Origin of the sequence: Candidatus Pelagibacter sp., from assembly GCF_052049995.1 — a bacterium.
Taxonomy (GTDB): Bacteria; Pseudomonadota; Alphaproteobacteria; order Pelagibacterales; family Pelagibacteraceae; genus Pelagibacter.
This window is the reverse complement of record NZ_JBNGYX010000011.1, coordinates 17321-39944: the sequence shown is the minus strand read 5'-3', so window position 1 is coordinate 39944 and position 22624 is coordinate 17321. Positions and strand designations below refer to the sequence as shown.

Sequence of the window (22624 nt, the reverse complement as noted above, 5' to 3'; positions counted from 1 at the left end):
AGAGACTATGGAAAAAGAGGAAATCCAAAATAACACTTCTGCAGATCAAAACGAAGATACTGTAAAAGAAAATGAGAAACCTGAAGAAAATCTAGCAGAAGAAAATAAACAAGAAATAAAGCAAGAAGCTGAGGAAGAAGTTAAAGAGCTAACTCCAGAAGAAAAAATTGCTGAACTAGAAGATAAAGTGGCAAGAACTTTTGCTGAAATGGAAAATCAAAGAAGAAGATTTGAAAAAGAAAAAGAAGATGCTTTTGAATATGGTGGTTATAGTTTTGCAAAAGAAGCATTAAATTTGATTGATAACTTAGATCGATCCAAACATGTTCTTGAAAGCGACGATAAATTAAAAGAAACTGAAGCATTAAAAAAAACGCTAGAGCATTTAGATATTATTAAAAAAGATTTAATCTCAATATTTGAAAAAAATAACATTAAACCAATTGATAGCCTTAACAAAAAACTAGATCCAAACTTTCATCAAGCAATGATGGAAATTGAGGACGATACGAAAGAACCTGGAACAATAATTCAGGAAATTCAAAAAGGCTTTACTATAAAAGACAGATTACTTAGACCCTCATTAGTAGGAGTGTCAAAAAAAGTTACAATTAAAGAGGAAAAAACTGAGGAAAATCAGGAAAATCCAGAAAATAAATAATTATGAGATCAACTTGTAGTTTCACATTTAAACCCTATATGACGAGAGAGAGATATTAATATTATGAGTAAAATTATTGGAATAGACTTAGGAACTACAAATTCATGTGTTGCTATAATGGAAGGGACACAGGCTAAAGTTTTAGAAAATGCTGAGGGAGCAAGAACTACTCCATCAGTTGTAGCATTTACAGATGAAAACGAAAAATTAATTGGACAACCAGCAAAAAGACAAGCTGTTACAAATCCAGAAAATACTATCTTTGCGGTAAAAAGATTAATTGGAAGAAACTTTAACGACCCAACAGTAAAAAAAGATATAGAAGCTGCACCTTTTAAAATAGTCAATTCTGAAAAAGGTGATGCTTGGATTGAAGCTAAAGGGGAAAAATATTCACCTTCTCAAATATCTGCATTCATTTTACAAAAAATGAAAGAAACAGCAGAAAAATATTTAGGTCAAGCTGTAACAAAAGCTGTAATAACTGTACCAGCGTACTTTAATGATGCACAAAGACAGGCTACAAAAGATGCAGGAAAAATTGCTGGATTAGAAGTTTTAAGAATTATCAATGAACCAACAGCTGCGTCTCTAGCTTATGGCTTAGATAAAAAACAAAATAAAAAAATTGCTGTATATGATTTAGGCGGAGGAACATTTGATGTGTCTATCTTAGAATTGGGAGATGGCGTATTTGAAGTTAAATCAACTAATGGTGATACTTTCTTAGGTGGTGAAGATTTTGATAATGCTGTTGTTGATTACTTAATTTCCGAATTTAAGAAAGATAATGGAATTGATCTTAAATCAGATAAACTTGCTTTACAAAGATTAAAAGAAGCTGCTGAAAAAGCAAAAATAGAATTATCATCTGCTGAACAAACGGATATTAATTTACCATTCATAACTGCAGATAAAACAGGTCCAAAACATATTAATTTAAAAATGACTAGAGCAAAACTTGAGGCTTTAGTTGAGGACTTAATTGCGAGAACTATGCCTCCATGTAAAACTGCATTAAAAGATGCAGGAATCACTGCTAGTGAAGTTGATGAAGTAGTTATGGTAGGTGGTATGACTAGAATGCCAAAAGTATTAGAGGAAGTTAAAAACTTTTTTGGAAAAGATCCTAACAAAAGTGTAAACCCTGATGAAGTAGTTGCAATGGGTGCTGCTATTCAGGCTGGTGTATTACAAGGTGATGTTAAAGATGTACTTCTATTAGATGTAACTCCACTATCACTTGGTATCGAAACACTTGGGGGAGTATCTACAAAACTGATTGATAAAAACACAACAATACCAACTAAGAAAAGTCAGGTGTTTTCAACTGCAGAAGATAATCAGCCAGCTGTATCTATTAGAGTTCTACAAGGTGAAAGAGAAATGGCTGCTGATAACAAAGCTTTAGGAAATTTTGAATTAGTAGGTATTGCACCAGCACCAAGAGGGGTACCTCAAATTGAAGTTACATTTGATATTGATGCAAATGGTATTGTTAATGTTTCTGCAAAAGATAAAGGAACTGGTAAAGAACAAAAAATTCAAATTCAAGCCTCAGGTGGATTGAGTGATGAAGAAATTGAAAAAATGGTTAAAGATGCTGAGGCTAATAAAGAAGCTGATAAAAAGAAAAGAGAGTCTGTTGATGTTAGAAACCAAGCAGATACTTTAATTCACTCCACTGAAAAGAATTTAAAAGAGCATGGATCAAAAATTTCTGATGCAGAGAAAAAAGCAATTGAAGATGCGTCATCTGCCGTAAAGGAAGCTTTAAAAGGTGAGGATATTGAAGATATCAAGAAAAAAACAGAAACTTTAGTTCAAGCTTCAATGAAACTTGGAGAGGCGATCTATAAATCACAACAAAGTGCAAAACCAGAGTCCGGTAAAGATGATGGTGGAGATGATGCAGGTAAAAAAGACGAAAATGTTGTTGATGCTGATTTCGAAGAAGTCAAGGACGAAAATAAAGAAAAAAGCGCTTAAACTGACATTTAATTGTCTGGGGTAATTTGATGGCTAAAAGAGACTATTACGATGTCCTAGGCGTAAACAAAAGCGCAAGCCCCGAAGAATTAAAATCCGCATACAGAAAGTTAGCAGTTAAATATCATCCAGATAAAAATCCAGGAGACACGAAGGCTGAAGAAAAATTTAAAGAAGCCAGTGAAGCCTACGGGATACTTTCAGACAAAGAGAAAAAACAAAACTATGATAACTTTGGTCATGCAGCGTTTGAAAATGGTGGTGGAAGACCAGGTGGAGGTTTTGGTGGTTTTAGTGGAGCAGACTTTTCAGATATTTTTGAGGATTTCTTTGGAGATTTTGGTGGAGGAGGTAGATCAAGAAGTAGACGATCAAATAATAGAGGTTCTGACTTAAGATATGATTTATCAATTTCTCTAGAAGAAGCTTATAGTGGAAAAAAACAAGATATAAAATTTTCAACGACAGAGCAATGTGGGACATGTAAAGGAAATGGTTCTAAACCAGGTTATTCTCCTGATAGGTGCTCGTATTGTGGTGGTAATGGAAGAATAAGATCTAACCAAGGTTTCTTTACTGTTCAACAAACATGTCCTCAATGTAACGGAAATGGTGAAGAAATTACCAATCCTTGCAACGATTGTAATGGGCAAGGTAAAAAACAAGCATCCAAGAAAATATCTGTAACAATACCTAAGGGTGTTGATGATGGAACAAGAATTAGGCTAGCTGGAAAAGGTGAGGCGGGATCAAGAGGTGGGGCAACAGGTGATTTATATTTGTTTATTAATGTTCACTCACATGATTTATTTAAAAGATCAGATGAAAATTTATTTTTTGAATTCCCTCTTTCTTTAGCTGATGCAGCCTTAGGAACTACCATAGAAATTCCAACAATCGATGGAGGTAAAGCTAAAATTAAAATTCCTGATGGAACTCAAAATGGCAAACAATTTAGATTAAAAGGTAAAGGAATGCCGTTTATGAGAAGAGGTGATTTTGGTGATTTGTATGTTCAAGTAAAGACGGAAGTGCCAGTTTATTTAAATAAAAAACAAAAAGAATTATTAGAACAATTTAGAGAAATTGAAAATGATAAGTCAAATCCAAGTATTAAAAAGTTTTTTCAAAAAGCAAAAGATTTCTGGAAAAATTAATGTATTATGAAATAAAATCATAAACTAAATTTATTACACTTAATGATTATATGGCTGGCATCTTATCCTAAAAGTGGAAATACTTGGGTAAGAGCTTTTCTTGCATCTATTTTATACAGTGAGAAGGGCATAAACGATTTTTCTACACTACATAAAATTCAACAATTTCCTCGTAAAGAGCAATTTGAAGGTTTAGTTGATGATATTCAAAATCCAAAAAAAATTCTTGAAAATTGGAAAAATGCACAAGACAGAATTAACCTTAATAATGAGATTAAATTATTAAAAACTCATCATGTACTTTGTAAAATGGATAATTTTGAATTCACGGATAATTCAAATTCACTAGGTGCAATTTATATAGTTAGAGATCCAAGAACAGTCTTGTTATCAATTAAACATCACTTTGGAATGAAAGATTTTAATGAAGCAAGAAATTTTATTACAAATGAAAATATTTGGCTTGGAATAAATAAATCGGACAAATATAAAAATAGAGCGAATAAAGTGCCTACTTTGATAAGTTCATGGCGCGTTAATTACCTCTCATGGAAAAACAAAATTCAAAATTATTTAATTGTAAAATATGAAGATTTACTTGAAAACCCTCAAAGAGAATTTTTCAAAATTACAAAATTTATGGAAAAATTGACAAATTGTAAATTTGAGGACGAAAAAATAAATAATGCAATAAACTCAACTTCTTTTCAAGCACTACAAAAACTTGAAGAAAAAGGTTTATTTACAGAACAAGGACAAGGAACAAAATTTTTTAATTCTGGTCCTAATTCAGATTGGAAGTCTCAATTAGATAAAAATATTGTTGATGAAATAAATTTAAAATTTAAAAATGAAATGGTAGAATTAGGATATCTTTAAAATGAAAAAAATAAATTTAGGAATATCTGGTTGCATGGGAAGAATGGGTCAACAACTTATTAGATCATCAAAAAATAATAAAAATTTTAAATTAACAGTTTTAACTGAAAATAGATTAATAAAAAAAAAAATTAATGGAATTAGACCAGAACTTAATTCAGAAAATGCTTTTAAAAAAGCAGATATAATAATAGATTTTACAGTTCCAAAATGTACCCTTGAAATACTAAAAATTGCATCAAAACTTAAAAAAAAAGTTGTTATTGGCACAACTGGTTTTAATAGAAGTCAGGAAAATCTAATTAAAAAATATTCAAAAAAGATACCTATTTTAAAGGCTGGTAATATGAGCTTGGGTGTAAATTTATTAATGTATCTAACTGAAATCGCATCTAAATCATTAAATGATCAATACCTAAGTAAAATATTTGAAATACACCATAAACACAAAAAAGACTATCCATCAGGTACAGCCTTGATGCTTGGAAAAGGAATAGCAGATGGAAAAAATAAAAACTTATATAATTTGATTGGTAAAAAATATTTAAATAAAAAATCTTTTCCATATGGAAAAAAAATAAATTTTAATTCAATCAGAAAAGGTGAAATTATAGGAGAACATGAAGTAAAATTCTCAAGTGGAAAAGAAATAATTACTTTAAACCACGAAGCTTTTGATAGAGCATTATACTCTGATGGAGCTTTGACAGCTTCTAAATGGTTAATGAAAAAAAGACCAGGTTTATATTCTATGAGAGATTTGCTTAATTTTTCATAATGAATGAAAAACAAAAAGCAAAAATTATAATTAAAACTTTAAATAGAATTTATCCTAAAGCACCGGTTCCTTTAAAAAGTAAAAATACCTTTACATTATTAATTTCTGTACTTCTTTCGGCTCAATGTACTGACGTAAATGTTAATAATGTAACTAAAGATATATATCCAAAATACTTTAAGCCAGAACATTTTGTAAAATTAGGAAGAAAAAGAATTGAAAAATTAATTCAAAAAATTGGTATTTTTAGAATTAAAGCAAAAAGTATTTTTTTTATGTCAAAACAACTTTTAGAAAAGCATAATGGAAAAGTGCCTAAAAACTTTGAGGATCTTGAAAACCTACCTGGTGTAGGCCATAAGACTGCTAGTGTAGTAATGTCCCAGGGTTTTGGATATCCAGCTTTTGCTGTTGATACTCACATTCATAGATTAGCGCAAAGATGGGGTTTAACAAATGGAAAAAGTGTAATTGAGACAGAAAAAGATTTGAAAAGGATTTTTCCAAAAAAATTCTGGTCAAAACTCCATCTTCAAATAATTTTTTATGGTAGAGAATATTGCAAAGCAAGAAGTTGCTATGGTTTAACTTGTGAAATATGCACTACTTGCTACCCAAATAGAAAAAAACCTGTTATTACCAAAAAGGCTTAATATGAAAATTTTAGGAATAGGAAACGCAATAGTAGATGTAATATGCAAAGTTGATGATAATTTTATTAATAAAAATAATCTCACAAAAAGCACTATGAAATTATTTTTTGATGAAAAAGAATTTAAAAATTTATTAACTAGTCTTAAAATTGAAAAAACAGTTTCTGGTGGGTCTATTGCAAACTCTATCGTTGGATTATCTCAACTTGGAAATAAAGTGGGTTTTATAGGTAAAGTTTCTGATGATGAGTTTGGCAGCAGATATGAAGAAGGTTTAAAAAAAGAAAATGTAGATTATTTTTATTCCAAAAAGAGAGAAGATTTACCAACTGGAACATGTTTAATATTAGTTACCCCTGACTCAGAGAGGACAATGTGTACATTCTTAGGAACAGCTGGAAAGATTAATGATAAAGACATTGATTCTGATGTGATTAAATCAAGTGATATAATATTTTTAGAGGGATATTTGTGGGATGAAGGGGAGCCCAAAAAAGCATTTGATAAAGCTATAAATAACGCAAACAAAGTTGCTATGTCACTATCTGATTTATTTTGTGTAGATAGACACAAACCTCATTTTTTAAACTTAGTTAAAAGCAAGCTCGACATAACTTTTGCTAATGAACAAGAAATTAGTTCATTAATTGAAGCAAAAAATTTTGATGAGGTTATAAATTTTTCAAAACAGCTTAATAAATTAATAATTATAACTAGAGGAGAAAAAGGTGCAGTTGTGGTAAATGGTGATGAGGTAGTGGAAAGTGGTATACAAAAAAATTTAAAAGTTATTGATCTTACAGGTGCAGGTGATCTCTTTGCTGCAGGATTTTTACATGGGTACATCAACAAATTTTCTACTAAAGGGTGCCTTGAAAAAGGTACTGAAATGTCATCCAAAGTTATTCAACAAATTGGTGCAAGACTTTAAATTCAACTTTTCTTTCTTTTAAAACTTCCCTTGCCTTTTTTTGGCTTAACTATTTTTGGCTTATATTTTTTAGTAAATAAATCTTTGGCCATTGGATTTTTCCTATTTGATTTGGTAACCATCTTTTTTACTAATTATAAATTGATTATCACTAAATTTACCTAGAATTTTTTTTCTCAATCTATAGACATGGGTCTCAACAGTATGAGTTTCCATATCAGACTGATAACTCCAAACCTTTTCTTGTAATTCATTAATGCTAACCGGTTTGTTTGACTTTGATACATAAATAATTGTGTTGATTTCTTTTTCTGTTAATTTAAGTTTTAAATCATTCAACATCAATTCTCTTGAATTTAGATTTATTGTATATTGATTTATTTTAAATTCAGATTGGCTATTGAATTGTTGTTTTAAAAATTCAATATTTATTTTTTCAATCAATTTGAATATATTAATCGGAAGATTGTCTAATAAAAATTGGTTTCTAATATCTGAATATTTTTTATTAGATAATACTAAATAATAATCAAGATTTTTTATCTTATCATTTAAAGAATTTTCATTATCCTCAGAGTTTATATTAAAGTTTAAATCTGAACCAATTTCTTTAAGGATATGATATAATGGATTAAACTTATAAATTATTAAATTCTTTACGCTCACAAATGTAGAATATGACAATTTTAGTAAAAAATAAACACACTCTTCAAGTTGATGAGTTTAGGTTTAGGTGTTCTATTGGAAAAAATGGTTCAAGAGTTAAAAAAAAAGAGGGAGATAAAAAAACACCAAAAGGAACCTTTGGAATTGAAAATCTTTATTACAGAAAAGATCGAAAAAAAAAACCATCCACTTTGCTAAAATGTATTGAAATTAAAAAAAATATGGCTTGGTGTGACGACAGTAGTTTTCCTAAAAAATATAATAAACTTTGCAAAATTAAAAAAAATATAAGAAGTGAGAAATTAACAAGAAGAGACACTAAATATGATTTACTAATTCCAATTAAGTATAACTTTAAAAGACCTATACCTGGGCGAGGTAGTTGTATTTTCATTCATTTAACTAAAGATTATAAACCAACAGCTGGATGCGTTGCTTTGAGAGAAAAAGATTTTTTAATTATGCTTAAATTAATTAGAAAAAATTCAAAAATAAAAATTATTTAAGATCTTTGACCAAAAATACTTGAACCAACTCTCACAAAAGTTGATAAATATTTTGCAGCTATAAGAAAATCTGAAGACATTCCCATACTTAAATCAGAAAAACCAAGAGATTCATTTAAGATGCTCATTTCTTTAAAATAATTTTCTGGATCAACGTTAATTGGAGGAATACACATTAAACCAATCAAATCCAATCCAATTTCTTTACAATAAGAAACCAGATGTCTCACATCATTTTTATTAATACCTGATTTTTGGTTTTCTTCACCAATATTAACTTGTAAAAATATTTTTATTTTTTTGTTTAATTTATTTTGTTCTTCAGCAATTTTCTTTGCAAGTTTTTCACTATCAACAGAGTGAATATAATCAAATAACTTAACAGCAAATTTAACTTTATTAGTTTGTAACTTACCAATCATATGTAATTTAATTGATGAGTTGTTTTTTTTAATTTCTGACCATTTCTCAATTGCTTCTTGGACTTTATTTTCACCAAAATCCATATGACCATGGTCTATAAGAGGTAAAATTTTATCAATTTTAAAAGTTTTTGAAACTGCTATAATTTTTGGAATTTTATTAATTTTAAGTTCATCTAAATGAATTTTAATATTGCTTTCAATGTCTAATAGATTTTTTACAGTACTGTGCATACAAATATGAATAGAAAATATTACTTTATTAATAAATTTGATACAAATAATATCGACAAGCTAAATAAACAGACTGCTGTTATTTATAGAAATTATAATTTAGAAACACTAAATAAAGAGTTTATTTTAAAATTAAAAAAATATTGTCAAAAAAAGGGAATAAAATTTTATTTATCCAATAATATAAAACTTGCAATGAAATTAGATTTGGATGGTGCTTATCTCCCCTCTTTCAACAAATCCACAAAACATCTATCATTTTCATTTAAAAAAAAATTTAACGTAATTGGTTCAGCTCATAATATTAAAGAAATAAAGATTAAAGAAAAACAGAGAGTAAGTAAAATTTTTATATCCTCTGTTTTTAAAAAAAATAAAAATTATTTGGGAATAAATAAATTTAAATTAATATCTAATTTAACAAAAAAAAAAGTTGTAGCTTTAGGCGGTATATCTAAAGAAAACATTAACAAACTTAAACTTTTAAACAGTTCAGAATTTGCTGGAATTTCTTATTTTGAGTAAAAAAAAGGCCCCTAAAAAGGGGCCCTTTTTAAATATTTGATCTAAATTAAATTAGAACGCAAATGATGCACCTAAAGACCAGTATTCGAAGTCTTCGTTAGACGCAGTAGTGTGATTTACGTTTTCTGCTTCTTTCATTGAAGCTGATAAAGTCATACCACCAGCTGTGTAAGAAGCTGAAATTACACTGTACTCAGCATCTGTTGGGTCACCACCTTTTTCAATTGTATCTTCACCATAAGTAACTGATAGTTCATCAGATATTGTGTATGAGATAGCAAATGAAGATAGCTCTTGGTCGCTTGAAGCAGTTCCTACATCGTATTCACTGTTTGTAGCTGTTGCAGTTACAGGACCATATACATATGATAAATGCCATGCAGTGTGGTCACCAGATGTACCTGATACACCAGTTTCGATATCAGTTGAAGAATATTTAGCCGTTAAGCCGTCAATTCCTGTGTAGCTAACACCATAACCAGTTGCAGACTCAGCACTTGAACCTTGTGGTTTGTATGACAGATCAATACCTAGTCCATCAACCATTGAAGGTAATGTATATAGGAACGAATTGTTTCCTGGTCCAGAGTCTGATTGTGCAACCGCAGTTACGATTGTACCTCTTGCGCCATCAAACGTATCCCATATGTTACCAGCTGCAGACGCGTCCATAGCTGTTGTAGCAGAACTTCCACCTTCACCAGAGAATACTAATGTACCCATTTCGTCAGATGAAACAGTTACTGAGTGACTGTCAAATGGACCTGATGCGATAGCAGTGTCATCACCTTGGTCTAATACGAAAGATATTGAAACGTTCATTCCGTTATCTAACTCACCAGAACCTGTGAATGTTAATTGGTTTCCCATAGAGAAAGTTGTACCAGCGTTTAAGTTTTCACCGCTGTAACCTTCTGCATTAATTGAAGCTCCACCAGCAACTGAAACTGCACCAGCGTGAGCTGATACTGAAACAAGTGATGCTGCTAAAGCAGTCAATCCTACTTTTTTAATGTTCATATTAATTACTCCTTTGTAATTTGTTATTATTAATAATAAACAGAGCATATATATCGAAATAAAGCTTTATTTTTCTCACATTTTTAAAATTTTATTAAATATTTATAAAAGTGTTGCATTTTTGCATCAGTTGGTCTTTTTTTCATATATTTTGATAAAATTGAGGTTATGTTATACAAATCGCTCATAAATATATCATGATTCAGCCTCTTAAAACTATCAAAATAGTGTGTTTTTTAGCCTTAATTTCAATTTTTTTAAATGCATGTAACGGGAAATTGCCTGGAGGCGATGCGAGAAAATTTCCAGCTGATCCAAAAAAAAGAGTTGAGCAAAACCTTAAAGAAGGTCGAGGTTTTAGATTAAATGACTCCATAAAAACAGGAATAGGCGGTGGTACTTTTGATTTTGCAAGTTCAAATGAATTATGGAGAGCTTCTTTGGATGTAATTGATTTTATGCCTTTATCTTCCGTTAATTACAGCGGAGGAATTATTATAACTGATTGGTACTCAGAAAATAGTTCTCCAAACGAAAGTTTGAAAATTTCAATTAGATTTCTTACAAATGAAATAAGATCTGATGCTTTAGATATAAAAATATTTAATAGACAATGCACTAATAATTTTATGAACTGTAATATTTCTAAAGTCAGTGGTAATTTAGTAACAGAGTTAAAAAAAGAAATTCTAGGTAGAGCAACAATATATAAAAATGATAAATCTATCGACTATAAATATCCAGATCTAAAAGATTTAACTAAAGATTAAATAATATTAATAATTTAGACTAATTGGCTGTGGAAAGATACAATTTTAAAGAGATAGAAGAAAAGTGGCAAAAAATTTGGGAAAATGAAAAAACATTTTCCACAAAAGTTAATCAAAATAAAAAGAAATTTTATTGCCTAGAGATGTTTCCCTATCCTTCTGGAAAAATTCACATGGGTCATGTAAGAAATTATACAATAGGTGATGTTCTTGCGCGATATAAAGATTTACAAGGTTATAATGTACTTCATCCAATGGGATGGGACTCTTTTGGGATGCCAGCAGAAAATGCTGCAAGGCAAAATAATTTAGACCCTAAAACTTGGACTGAGTCAAATATTTCAAAAATGAAAGCTCAGCTTAAAAAGCTTGGACTTTCTATTGACTGGGACAGAGAAATCTCAACGTGCTCTGAAGATTACTATAAACATCAACAGATGTTTTTTTTAGAATTACTTGAAAAAAAGTTGGTTTATAGAAAAGAAAATTATGTAAATTGGGATCCAGTTGACCAAACTGTATTAGCGAATGAACAAGTAATTGATGGAAAAGGATGGCGTTCAGGAGCTGTCGTTGAAAGAAAAAAATTAAATCAATGGTTTCTAGACATTTCAAAATTTTCTCAAGATTTATTAGACGGCTTAGAAACATTAGATTCTTGGCCCAATAAAGTTAAGACAATGCAAAAAAATTGGATTGGAAAATCCTTTGGATGTGAAATAAGCTTTAAAATAGAGGGTAATTTACCTATAAAAGATGTTAAAGTTTTTACCACAAGACCAGATACTTTATTTGGATTTTCATTTTTAGCATTATCCGTTGATCATGAAATTTCTAAACACTTTGAAAAAGATCAAGATTTTTTAAAATTTAAAGACGAGTGCTCTAAAACAGGGACAACCGAAGAGGCAATTGCTGTTGGAGAAAAAATTGGTTTTAAAACTAATCTTATGGCGGTAAATCCATTGAATCAAAATGAAAAAATGCCAGTTTATTTTGCGAACTTTGTATTAATGGATTATGGATTTGGGGCAGTATTCGGATGTCCAGCACATGATCAGAGAGATTTTGATTTTGCAAAAAAATATAAACTTAAAATTAAAACTGTAGTTAAGCCTAAGGATGAAAATGATGATTTTAATGTAAGTAATGAAGCTTATGCGGGACCTGGGATATTAATTAACTCTGATTTTCTTAATGGACTAAAGGTACCAAACGATTCTATTAATGAAACTATAAAAATTTTAGAAGAAAAAAAATTAGGAAAAAAGAAAACTAATTATAGACTTAAAGATTGGGGTGTTTCAAGACAGAGGTATTGGGGTTGTCCAATTCCTATTATCTATGATGAAAATTCTAATGCACATCCGGTTCCTAAATCGATGTTACCAGTGAAGTTACCTGAAAATATTGATCTTAATGTAAAAGGAAATCCATTAGATAATCAAAAAGATTGGAAAGAAATTACTATTGACGGAAAAAAATATACAAGAGAAACCGATACATTGGACACCTTTGTATGTTCATCTTGGTATTATTTAAGATTTTGTTCTCCTCATAATGAAAATTATGGTTTTGATAAGACTGAAACCGATTATTGGATGCCTGTAGATCAGTATATTGGAGGTGTTGAACATGCAATTTTGCATTTACTGTATTCAAGATTTTTTATGAGAGCAATTTCTTATAACAATAAGAATTTTGATATTAGTGAGCCATTTAACGGTCTTTTTACACAAGGAATGGTTTGTCACGAAACTTATAAAGATCCAGATAATAATTGGGTCAGTCCCGAGGAAATCATTACGATTGAAGGTAAAAAATATCTTGCAAAAGATAAATCAAAAGCAATTAAAATTGGTCCTTCAGAATCAATGTCAAAATCAAAAAAAAATACAATTGATCCAGAAAATATAATTTCAAACTATGGAGCAGATGCAGCTAGATTATTTATCTTATCTGACAGTCCACCAGAAAAAGATGTTCAGTGGTCCGAGGAAGGAATTGCTTCTTCATTTAAATTTATTCAAAAATTATGGAACTTAAATTCTAAAATTTTGGATGAAATAAAAAAAAATAATGAAAGTGATTTTGATGATGAAATTACAAAATATACTAACAAATTTTTAAAAAAAATAACTGATAACCTGGAGAGTTTTAGTTATAATAAAATTATTGCTAACTTGCATGAAATGCATACTTTTTTTTCAAAACAATTAAATAAAAATTATAAAAAAGATACTTTGGTTGAAAATTATAAAAAAATTCTAATAGCATCAATGCCTGTTACTCCTCATTTATCTAATGAATGTCTGAAATTATTAAATATAAATAAAATAAGTTGGCCTTCATTTGACGAAACTATGCTGATTGAAAATTTTGTAAATATTGTTATTCAAATTAATGGAAAAAAAAGGGGTATAGTTCAAACAAAGCCAGAAATTGAAGAGGAAAATTTACTAAAACTAATTAAAAGTGATCAAAAAATATTTAAATACTTAGATAATAAACCAATAAAGAAAAAAATATATATCAAGAATAAACTATTGAATATAATAATTTAATTTAATGAAAAAGACTGCAATATTTATTTTACTAATTTTTATATATGGTTGTGGCTACACAGCAGTATATAAAAATACAAAAACACAAGATTTAAAAATAAATGTCGTTTCTGTAGAAGGTAATTTGGAAATGAATAATCTGCTTAAAAATCAAATTAAATTATTTTCCAATGATAATTCAGGGAATGTTTTTAATGTTGACATAAAAACTGATTACAAAAAAATGGTATTAACAAAAGATGCAAAAGGGATTGCAACAAATTATAAACTCGATGGAATATTTAATTTTAAAATTAATTTTAAAGACAAGGAATATTCTATAAATATAAATGAGAGTTTTAATATTCAAAAAAATTCAAATTCATACGAACAAAGAAATTATGAAAAGAAAATTAGAGAAAATTTCGTAAGATCAGCTATAGATAAATTAATTAAAAAATTGATGACTATTAATGATAATTAAATCATTTGAATTGAATAAAATCAAAATAAACACAGCTAACATAATATTATTTTATGGAAAAAATGACGGTGAGAAAAACCAATATTTTAAAAGTTTAAAAAAACATAATAAAGAAATTTATAATTATGAGGAAAAGGAAATTTTAGAAAATTCAGATAATTTTTTTGATAAAGTACTTACAAAATCTCTTTTTGAAAATGAGAGAGTGGTAATTATTAAAAGAACTTCAGAAAAAATATTGAAAATTATTGAAAATTTTACTTTAAAACGGCTGGAAGATACAATTATTATTTTAAATGCAGATATTCTAGATAAAAAATCTAAACTAAGATCCTTTTTTGAGAAGAGTAAAGAATTCATCTGTGTACCATTTTATCAAGATAACGAGCAAACACTGTCTAAGATAGCATCAAATTTTTTAAGAGAAAAAAAAATAAGTATTTCCCGGTCAGACATTAATTTAATTATTAGTAGATCAAACGGTGATAGAGCAACACTATTCAATGAATTAGAAAAAATTGAGTTGTACTGCAAAGGTGGAAAAAAAATATCTACAGAGTATTTATCAAAATTAACTAATTTAATAGAAAATCATAGTATATCTGAGTTGGTAGATAATTGTTTAGCTAAAGAGCCAAAAAAAATATCTAACATATTAAACGAAAATAATTTCAGTAATGAGGACTGTATTTTAATAATTAGAACTTTTTTAAATAAAAGTAAAAAAATTTTAATTTTATCAAATGATTTCAGTAAAAATAAAAATATTGAAAAAACAATATCAGCTGCAAAACCACCAATATTTTGGAAAGATAAAGAAATTACTAGAAAACAAATTATGCTTTGGAAACCTGAAAATTTAAAAAAATTAATTTACAAGTTAAATGATATAGAGCTTCAGATTAAAAAAAATTTGAGCAATTCACTTCAGGTTGTTATTGATTTCATTCTAGAAATACCTTTGACTGATACTAATAATAAGATTTAATTATATCAATAATTTTATTTAATTGATCTAAGTCTTTATATTCGAATGAGATTTTACCTTTGTTTCTTTTATTATTCTGTATATCTACGTTCAAACCAATTTTGTTTGATATAGATAATTCTAATGCAATAATGTTTGTATCCTTGGATGATCGTAATGTATTTTTTTTATTTTTAAAAATTTTTACAAAATTTTCTGCTTGTCTTACAGAAAGTTTTTTTTCAATAATTTTTGATGCTACAAAACTAGCATTACTTAAACCTACCAAAATTTTAGCATGACCAGCAGTTAATTTTTGAGTTTCAATTAATTTTATAACATCATCAGGTAGCGTTAAAAGCCTTAAAGAATTAGTTATATGACTTCTGCTTTTACCAATAAATTTTGAGACTTTTTCTTGATCATATGAAAATTCATCAATTAATCTTTTATATCCTTGAGCTTCCTCTAGAGGATTTAAATCATGTCTTTGAACATTTTCGACAATTGCAAACTCCAGAGATTTTAAATCATCTGCTTCTGTGATTACTACTGGAACTACATGCAGACCGGCTCTTTGCGCCGCCAACCATCTTCTTTCACCAGCAATTATTTCAAACTTTGATCTGTTATCATTTGAATTTCTAACAATTATAGGCTGTATCATTCCTCTTTCTTTAATCGAATTGGTTAGATCTTCTAAACTAGCTTCGTCAAATATTTTCCTTGGTTGATATTTATTTGGCACTAAATCACTAATTGATACTTGATTTTTTTGAGACTCTACTTTTGTTTCTCCTATCAATGAAGATAATCCTCTTCCTAACCCTTTCTTAACTTTATCCATTAAGCTGCACTTCCTAATGTTGATTCTTGATTTATAAATTCATCAGTAAAACTAAAATATGATTTACTTCCTGGACAAGTTTTATCATAAATCAAAACTGGCATTCCATGAGATGGGGCTTCAGATAATCTTACATTTCTTGGTATCACTGTTGAATAAACTTTTTCATTAAAATAATCCCGTGCTTCTTTCTCAACTTGTGATGAAAGCTTATTTCTTTTGTCGTACATAGTTAAAAGTATACCCCTGATTTTCAAATCTGGATTTAAACTTACTTTTATCCTTTCGATTGTTTTCATTAGCTGTGTTAACCCTTCCAATGCAAAAAATTCAGTCTGAAGTGGTACCAATAAAGAGTTTGAACTTACAAGTGCCATTACTGTCAACAAGCTTAACGAAGGTGGGCAATCGATCAAGACATAATCATATAATCTTCTAGAATCGTTTAAATACGCGGTTAATTTAGTCTTTAGTATAAATGCCCTATTGCTGTCATCAGCTGTCTCTACTTCTAAGCCCGATAAATCCACATTAGATGTTATAATATCTAAATTTTCAAACTGTGTTTTTTTAATCACGTCACTAATTTCTCTAGTTCCATTCAAAACCCCATAAATTGTATCACTCGAGTTATCCATATTCGATAATCCTAGACCTGTGGTAGCATTACCTTGTGGATCTAGGTCAATTACTAAAATTTTTTTATCTATTTGAGATAAACCTGCTGCAAGATTTATCACTGTAGTAGTTTTTCCAACCCCACCCTTTTGATTTATTACTGAAATAATTTGCATTTAATTTTTTTTTTTAATTTTTTTAATATTTATTAAAAATGAATCTTCACTTGTTAAACTTTTCTTTTCTCTATACTCCAGCTCCCAATTTTTTTTGGAATTTTCAAAAATTTTTTTTCCACTCTTCCCCATAAAAAAAATTAAATTTTTATATTTTGAAAAATTTTCATATACTAATTCTAAAACTACTGGCATTGGTTTAAATGCTCTGGACATTATCGTTCCTGTTTCTATATTTTTAATTTCAAAAATATTTTTTTGAAAAACTTTTGTGTTTAAATTTAATTTTTTTGAAACTTCCTTTAAAAAATGGCTTTTATGATAACTTTTTTCATACAGGTGCACATTCATATTATTTTTCATATTTTTTAGTATAATTGCCACGATTATACCTGGCATGCCCCCTCCTGAACCTATATCTGTGGTTGTATTGCTATTTAAGTCAACGAAATCAATTATTTGTGCAGAATCTATAATATGACGGTCAATTATGGCTTTTTTTGATGCAGTATTTTGGCTAATTATGTTGATTTTTTTATTTTTTTCAAGAACCATAGATATATAGTTTTCAAAGTCCAAAAATGTTTCACGTGGAACATTTAAGTGATTGATTCTTGAATAAGAATTTAAAATTTCCTGATCCATTAAGCTATATGCTTAATAGACTTTCTTTTGACATGTGACAACAAAATATATACAGCGGCAGGGGTTATTCCGTCAATTCTTAGAGCTTGACCCATTGTTTTGGGCTTTATTTCTTTAAATTTTGCTTTTACCTCATTAGATAAACCTGATAGCCCGTCATAATTGATTTTATCTGGAATAATAAGGTTTTCGTCCCTCTTAAATGCTAAAATATCTGCTTTTTGCTTCTTTAAATACCCCCTATAATGAGAATTTATTTCTACCTGTTCATCAATTTCTTTGCTAAAGAAGGGTATATCGGACCATATTTCCCTAATTTTACTCATATTTACCCCTTTTTGAGTTAAAACTTCGCTAGATGATCTCAATATTCCATCTTTTGCTATTTTTATTCCAAATTTCTCTGCTTTAGATGGTGATATTTTAGATTCATTCATTTTTAGATTTATTTGTCTAATTTGATCAAATTTACTCAAATATACATCTTTTCTTTCATCACCTATTAAACCAATGTCAATTCCCTTCGCAGTTAATCTTTGATCAGCATTATCAGATCTCAAACTTAATCGATATTCTGCTCTTGATGTAAACATTCGATATGGCTCAGCTACTCCTTTTGTCACTAAATCATCTATCATTACTCCAATATAGGCGTCAGATCTATCAAGTATAAATGGTTCTAATTTTTTAACAGATAAGGCAGCATTTACTCCTGCTATAAGGCCTTGAGCAGCAGCTTCCTCATATCCTGTTGTACCGTTAATTTGGCCAGCAAGATAAAGATTGCTTATCTTCTTGGTTTCAAGGGTTAGGAATAGTTCACGTGGATCTATATAATCATATTCTATTGCATATCCTGGTCTCAATATAGTAACATTCTCTAAACCATTGATATTATTACATATTTCTTGTTGCACATTGGCTGGGAGTGATGTGGAGATGCCATTTGGGTAAATTGTGTGATCATTTAGACCTTCTGGTTCTAAAAATATTTGGTGACGAACTTTATCTGCAAATTTTACTATCTTATCTTCTATAGATGGACAATATCTTGGTCCCACTCCTTTTATACTACCTGAGTACATAGCACTCTTAGATAAATTCTTTTCTATAATTTTATGAACCTTCACATTTGTGTATGTCATTCGGCAGGACACTTGTTTGTTCAAATTTTTTTTAGTTAAGAATGAAAAAAAATAAGGATCATCATCTGCAAATTGTTCCTCTAAGTTTTCAAAATTGATTGTTCTTGCATCTAGTCTTGGTGGAGTTCCAGTTTTTAATCTTCCAATTTTAAAATTATATTTTGCTAATTGTTCACTCAAACCTGTAGAAGGTTTTTCGTCGTATCTACCTGCTGGAGTTCTTTCATCACCTATATGTATCAAACCATTCAAAAAAGTCCCTGTTGTAAGTATTATCTTATTCGATAGCACTTTCTTTCCTTCTTTAGTTTCAAATCCACTTATTGAATTTTTATTAAAAATAAACTTTATAACTGGATCAGAAAAAATGCTTAAATTACAATAGTTTAGCAATTTTTCTTGCATATATTTACGATAAAGCGATCTATCTGATTGGGTTCTTGGTCCTCTGACTGCAGGCCCTCTACTTCTATTTAATAATCTAAATTGTATACCTGATTTGTCTGCTACATCTCCCATAACACCATCAAGGGCATCTATTTCTCTAACCAAATGACCTTTACCCAAGCCTCCTATTGCCGGGTTACATGACATCTCACCGATAGTTTCTATTTTATGAGTAAATAGGGCAGTGTTCACTCCAAGACGTGCAGAAGCTGCTGCAGCTTCACATCCAGCATGGCCTCCTCCAATTACAACTACATCAAATGACAAATCATTTTTCATAATCCAAATCTATATGTGATTATATAATTTACAAGATAGGCTTAATTTTTTGTAAATAAGCATTATTTATCAACGTTTTTTGATAAAAAAAGTGCAAAAAACCAGCAAAATAGGGTATTACTTGCCGATACAAAAATCGTTGAAAATACTACCTAATATCTCCTCTACATCAACTTTTCCAACTATCATACCTAAATGTCTAGTAGCTAATCTTAAATCTTCTGCAGCTTTATCAAAATCTTCGATTTCTTTTTTTTGATTAAAGTTATTTAGATGATCCAAACACTGTTGCAAATGTTGTCTGTGTCTCTCTCTTGTAATTAAAATATCATCACTTGTAAGAAATTTATTTTTTAAATTATTTTTTATTTTTAATATTAATTCTTCAATGTTTTTATTTTCTTTAATAGAAATTAAAACATGATTTGTTTTTTTAATTTCTGGATCAATATCTTTTTCTAAAAGATCAGATTTATTTATAACTAAAATTGCATGCTCATCTAATAATCCCTTCAAAACATCAGAAAAATCAAGGCTTTTTGCATCAACCACAACAAGCTTTAAATCTGCTTCCTCAGCTCTATTTAGAGATAATTTAATTCCTTTTTTTTCTATCTCATCTTGAGAATCTCTTATTCCGGCTGTATCAGAGATTATAACTGGATAACCGTCTATATTTAAATGGGTTTCAATCACGTCTCTAGTTGTGCCTGCAATTTCAGAAACGATTGCGACATCACGATTAGATAAATGATTCATCAAGCTAGATTTTCCAGCATTAGTTGGTCCTAAGATAGCAATTTTAAAACCTTCTCTAATTCTTTCTCCAACTTTTTGGTCGTTTAATATTTTTTTAATTTTATTTATTACTTCATCTGAATTGTTTTTGATTTCATCTAAAATATTATTAGGCAGATCTTCCTCTGGAAAATCAATTTTTGCCTCAACATGTGATAAAATTTTTAAAAGTTTTTCTCTAAGAAAATTAAATTGATCAGATGATTTTCCATTCATGATTTTTATTGCTTGTTGTCTTTGAATTTCTGTTTCTGAAGAAATCAAATCAGCAATACTTTCTGCTTTAAGTAAATTTATTTTACCATTTTGAAATGCTAGTTTTGTAAATTCACCTGGCTCAGCTAATCTACAATTTTCTATATCTGAAAGAGCGGAGTGCAGCGCATCCACAACAGCTTTGCTGCCATGAACTTGTATTTCAGCCATATCTTCGCCTGTGTAGCTCTCAGGGCCTGGAAACCAAAGGATTAGTCCCTCATCAATTAGCTCAGAAGTGTTGATTTTATTGATTTTTCTTAATGTTGCTACTCTCGGCTTTGGTGGCTCCTTACCAGTTAAAAGTTGAATTACTTTTGAAGTGTCTTGTCCTGAAAGTCTTATTACAGCTACACCTGATATACCAGGACCACTCGATAAAGCATAAATTGTCATTTAAAGATTATATCTTCAAATTTATGTCTCTGTAAAACTTAAAATTGTAATGAAAAATTCTTTTAAGCTGGTTTATTCATCGAGTTAAAAAACTCAGCATTATTTTTTGTATCTTTTAATTTTGAGTTAATAAACTCTATGGCGTCCATGGTTCCCATTGGAGCAATTATTCTTCTAAGCACATTCATTTTTTGTAAATCATTTTTGTCAAATAATAATTCTTCTCTTCTTGTGCCTGATTTTGTTATGTCAATTGCTGGATAAATTCTTTTATCTGCAATTTTTCTATCTAGTATTGTTTCACTATTACCTGTCCCTTTGAATTCTTCAAATATTACTTCATCCATTCTACTACCAGTATCAATTAAAGCTGTAGAAATAATCGTTAATGAACCTCCTTCTTCAATATTTCTTGCTGCACCAAAAAACCTTTTAGGTCTCTGAAGTGCATTTGCATCAACACCTCCTGTTAAAACTTTACCTGAACTTGGTATTACAGCGTTATAAGCTCGTCCTAATCGTGTTATAGAATCTAGCAAAATAATAACATCTTTTTTATGTTCAGTTAGTCTTTTAGCTTTTTCAATGACCATTTCAGCCACTGCTACGTGCCTCTGAGCTGGTTCGTCAAAAGTAGAGCTAATTACTTCACCTTTTACAGTTCTTTGCATGTCAGTTACTTCTTCTGGACGCTCATCAATCAGCAATACCATCAAGTAACACTCTGGATAATTTTTAGCTATTGAGTTTGCAATACTTTGCAAAATCATTGTCTTACCAGCTTTAGGTGGAGAAATAATTATAGATCTTTGTCCCTTTCCGATTGGGCTGACCAGATCAATAAGTCTTGGCGTTAAATCTTGTTTTTTTTCAACTTTTGTAGTTTCAACTTCCATCACTAATTGTTTATCTGGATATAGTGGCGTCAAATTATCAAATGCAATTTTGTGTCTAGCTTTTTCTGGTTCCTCAAAATTTATTTTACTAACCTGTAATAATGCAAAATATCTTTCTCCTTCTTTAGGAGCTCTTACTGGTCCTTCAACTGTATCTCCAGTTCTTAAACCAAATTTTCTAATTTGACTTGGACTCACATAAATATCATCTGGTCCCGGTAAATAATTTGATTCCATTGCTCTAAGAAAACCAAAACCGTCTTGTAATAATTGTAAAACACCTACGCCAGTAATTTCCTCTTTTTCAGCAACTTTCTTAAGAATAGCAAAAAGTATCTCTTGCTTTCTTAATGTACTGGCATTTTCTATACCAAGCTCTTCTGCTTGAGTAATGAGCTGTTCAGATGATTTTAGTTTTAGTTCTTGAATATTCATGATTGTTTTTTTGATAAGGGCTTATCAGATGAGTATAATATATATGCTGGTTATGTTATTTCAACCCCAGATTGGCTTAAAAATAGCTAAAAATACAACGATAATTAAGATAACCGTAGGTATTTCATTAATTATCCTAAAAAATTTTGCAGATCTTGTATTTGTAGAATTTTTTAGACCAACAAGACATTTTCCTAAATAATCATTATATGCTGATAATAATATTACTAAGACAATCTTTATTTGAAACCATAATTGAGAGAATATTTCTATTCCGTTTAGATAGATTAATACTAATCCGAAAACCCAAGTAAAGATCATTGCAGGACGCATAATATAAAAAAATAATCTCTTTTCCATCACCTCAAAAATATCGGTTGCTTCTTTTTTTTCTTTATTTTCAACATGGTAAACAAAAATTCTAGGAAGATATAAAAGGCCTGCCATCCAAGAAACAACAGCGATTAAATGTAAAGATTTAAATAATAAATACGAATTCATA

General features: G+C 29.3%; 23 protein-coding genes. 13 read left to right on the top strand and 10 right to left on the bottom strand.

The window, feature by feature from the left end:
* The first annotated feature begins 7 nt into the window (after positions 1-7).
* The 7 genes from grpE to ACTT9Y_RS06760 all read left to right on the top strand — a co-directional run bounded on the left by grpE (position 8) and on the right by ACTT9Y_RS06760 (position 7048).
* Complete coding sequence (gene grpE / locus ACTT9Y_RS06790) at positions 8-661, top strand: nucleotide exchange factor GrpE (RefSeq protein ID WP_440933600.1); 654 nt, start codon at positions 8-10, stop codon at positions 659-661.
* 63 nt (positions 662-724) lie between these two features.
* Positions 725-2650 carry a molecular chaperone DnaK gene (dnaK, locus tag ACTT9Y_RS06785; protein WP_440933599.1) on the top strand — a complete coding sequence of 642 codons (1926 nt, stop codon included), beginning with the start codon at positions 725-727 and terminating at the stop codon, positions 2648-2650.
* 29 nt (positions 2651-2679) lie between these two features.
* Positions 2680-3807 carry a molecular chaperone DnaJ gene (gene dnaJ / locus ACTT9Y_RS06780; RefSeq protein WP_440933598.1) on the top strand — a complete coding sequence of 376 codons (1128 nt, stop codon included), beginning with the start codon at positions 2680-2682 and terminating at the stop codon, positions 3805-3807.
* A gap of 42 nt (positions 3808-3849) precedes the next feature.
* On the top strand, positions 3850-4686 hold the full coding sequence (locus tag ACTT9Y_RS06775; RefSeq protein WP_440933597.1) for a sulfotransferase domain-containing protein: 837 nt from the start codon (positions 3850-3852) through the stop codon (positions 4684-4686).
* Between the two features lies 1 nt (position 4687).
* Positions 4688-5464 carry a 4-hydroxy-tetrahydrodipicolinate reductase gene (dapB, locus tag ACTT9Y_RS06770; protein WP_440933596.1) on the top strand — a complete coding sequence of 259 codons (777 nt, stop codon included), beginning with the start codon at positions 4688-4690 and terminating at the stop codon, positions 5462-5464.
* Positions 5464-6117, top strand: coding sequence for an endonuclease III (nth, locus tag ACTT9Y_RS06765; protein WP_440933595.1), 654 nt, complete (start codon positions 5464-5466; stop codon positions 6115-6117). The genes dapB and nth overlap by 1 nt, the downstream gene beginning before the upstream one ends.
* Position 6118: 1 nt before the next feature.
* The gene (locus ACTT9Y_RS06760) at positions 6119-7048 is read left to right on the top strand and encodes an adenosine kinase (RefSeq protein ID WP_440933594.1); all 930 of its coding nucleotides are present in this window, start codon (positions 6119-6121) and stop codon (positions 7046-7048) included.
* A 102-nt stretch (positions 7049-7150) separates the two neighbouring features.
* On the opposite strand, the gene ACTT9Y_RS06755 is transcribed toward ACTT9Y_RS06760, so the two are convergent.
* Positions 7151-7714: a winged helix-turn-helix domain-containing protein gene (locus tag ACTT9Y_RS06755; RefSeq protein ID WP_440933593.1), complete on the bottom strand. Its 564-nt coding sequence runs from the start codon at positions 7712-7714 to the stop codon at positions 7151-7153.
* An 11-nt stretch (positions 7715-7725) separates the two neighbouring features.
* Between ACTT9Y_RS06755 and ACTT9Y_RS06750 the strand changes: the two genes are divergently transcribed.
* Entirely contained in the window at positions 7726-8220 is a 495-nt protein-coding gene (locus ACTT9Y_RS06750; RefSeq protein ID WP_440933592.1) for a L,D-transpeptidase family protein, read from the top strand.
* Here ACTT9Y_RS06750 and ACTT9Y_RS06745 read toward each other — a convergent pair.
* On the bottom strand, positions 8217-8876 hold the full coding sequence (locus tag ACTT9Y_RS06745; RefSeq protein WP_440933591.1) for a YggS family pyridoxal phosphate-dependent enzyme: 660 nt from the start codon (positions 8874-8876) through the stop codon (positions 8217-8219). The two genes, ACTT9Y_RS06750 and ACTT9Y_RS06745, sit on opposite strands and share 4 nt — an antisense overlap.
* A 6-nt stretch (positions 8877-8882) precedes the next feature.
* Here ACTT9Y_RS06745 and ACTT9Y_RS06740 point away from each other — a divergent pair, with 6 nt between their 5' ends.
* Positions 8883-9401, top strand: coding sequence for a thiamine phosphate synthase (locus ACTT9Y_RS06740; RefSeq protein WP_440933590.1), 519 nt, complete (start codon positions 8883-8885; stop codon positions 9399-9401).
* Positions 9402-9452: 51 nt separating this feature from the next.
* On the opposite strand, the gene ACTT9Y_RS06735 is transcribed toward ACTT9Y_RS06740, so the two are convergent.
* On the bottom strand, positions 9453-10421 hold the full coding sequence (locus tag ACTT9Y_RS06735) for a porin (RefSeq protein WP_440933589.1): 969 nt from the start codon (positions 10419-10421) through the stop codon (positions 9453-9455).
* A gap of 197 nt (positions 10422-10618) precedes the next feature.
* On the opposite strand from ACTT9Y_RS06735, the gene ACTT9Y_RS06730 reads away from it, so the two are divergent.
* Genes ACTT9Y_RS06730 through holA form a run of 4 tightly spaced genes read left to right on the top strand, consistent with a single transcriptional unit; the run spans position 10619 to position 15206 of the window.
* Positions 10619-11191: a DUF3576 domain-containing protein gene (locus ACTT9Y_RS06730; protein WP_440933588.1), complete on the top strand. Its 573-nt coding sequence runs from the start codon at positions 10619-10621 to the stop codon at positions 11189-11191.
* 29 nt (positions 11192-11220) lie between these two features.
* A complete protein-coding gene (gene leuS / locus ACTT9Y_RS06725; protein WP_440933587.1) occupies positions 11221-13755 on the top strand; it encodes a leucine--tRNA ligase in 2535 nt (844 codons plus the stop codon).
* 4 nt (positions 13756-13759) lie between these two features.
* Positions 13760-14218 carry a hypothetical protein gene (locus ACTT9Y_RS06720; protein WP_440933586.1) on the top strand — a complete coding sequence of 153 codons (459 nt, stop codon included), beginning with the start codon at positions 13760-13762 and terminating at the stop codon, positions 14216-14218.
* Complete coding sequence (gene holA, locus ACTT9Y_RS06715; protein WP_440933585.1) at positions 14208-15206, top strand: DNA polymerase III subunit delta; 999 nt, start codon at positions 14208-14210, stop codon at positions 15204-15206. Before ACTT9Y_RS06720 ends, holA begins: the two co-directional genes overlap by 11 nt.
* On the opposite strand, the gene ACTT9Y_RS06710 is transcribed toward holA, so the two are convergent.
* The 7 genes from ACTT9Y_RS06710 to hemJ all read right to left on the bottom strand — a co-directional run bounded on the left by ACTT9Y_RS06710 (position 15190) and on the right by hemJ (position 22623).
* A complete protein-coding gene (locus ACTT9Y_RS06710; RefSeq protein ID WP_440933584.1) occupies positions 15190-16032 on the bottom strand; it encodes a ParB/RepB/Spo0J family partition protein in 843 nt (280 codons plus the stop codon). The two genes, holA and ACTT9Y_RS06710, sit on opposite strands and share 17 nt — an antisense overlap.
* On the bottom strand, positions 16032-16826 hold the full coding sequence (locus tag ACTT9Y_RS06705) for a ParA family protein (RefSeq protein ID WP_440933583.1): 795 nt from the start codon (positions 16824-16826) through the stop codon (positions 16032-16034). The genes ACTT9Y_RS06710 and ACTT9Y_RS06705 overlap by 1 nt, the downstream gene beginning before the upstream one ends.
* Positions 16827-17471: a 16S rRNA (guanine(527)-N(7))-methyltransferase RsmG gene (locus ACTT9Y_RS06700; protein WP_440933582.1), complete on the bottom strand. Its 645-nt coding sequence runs from the start codon at positions 17469-17471 to the stop codon at positions 16827-16829.
* Positions 17471-19342, bottom strand: coding sequence for a tRNA uridine-5-carboxymethylaminomethyl(34) synthesis enzyme MnmG (gene mnmG, locus ACTT9Y_RS06695; RefSeq protein WP_440933581.1), 1872 nt, complete (start codon positions 19340-19342; stop codon positions 17471-17473). The genes ACTT9Y_RS06700 and mnmG overlap by 1 nt, the downstream gene beginning before the upstream one ends.
* A gap of 117 nt (positions 19343-19459) precedes the next feature.
* Entirely contained in the window at positions 19460-20791 is a 1332-nt protein-coding gene (gene mnmE / locus ACTT9Y_RS06690; RefSeq protein WP_440933580.1) for a tRNA uridine-5-carboxymethylaminomethyl(34) synthesis GTPase MnmE, read from the bottom strand.
* Between the two features lie 62 nt (positions 20792-20853).
* Positions 20854-22122, bottom strand: a complete 1269-nt coding sequence (gene rho / locus ACTT9Y_RS06685; RefSeq protein WP_440643944.1) for a transcription termination factor Rho — start codon at positions 22120-22122, stop codon at positions 20854-20856.
* Positions 22123-22182: 60 nt separating this feature from the next.
* Positions 22183-22623 carry a protoporphyrinogen oxidase HemJ gene (gene hemJ, locus ACTT9Y_RS06680; RefSeq protein ID WP_440933579.1) on the bottom strand — a complete coding sequence of 147 codons (441 nt, stop codon included), beginning with the start codon at positions 22621-22623 and terminating at the stop codon, positions 22183-22185.
* Between the last annotated feature and the right edge of the window lies 1 nt (position 22624).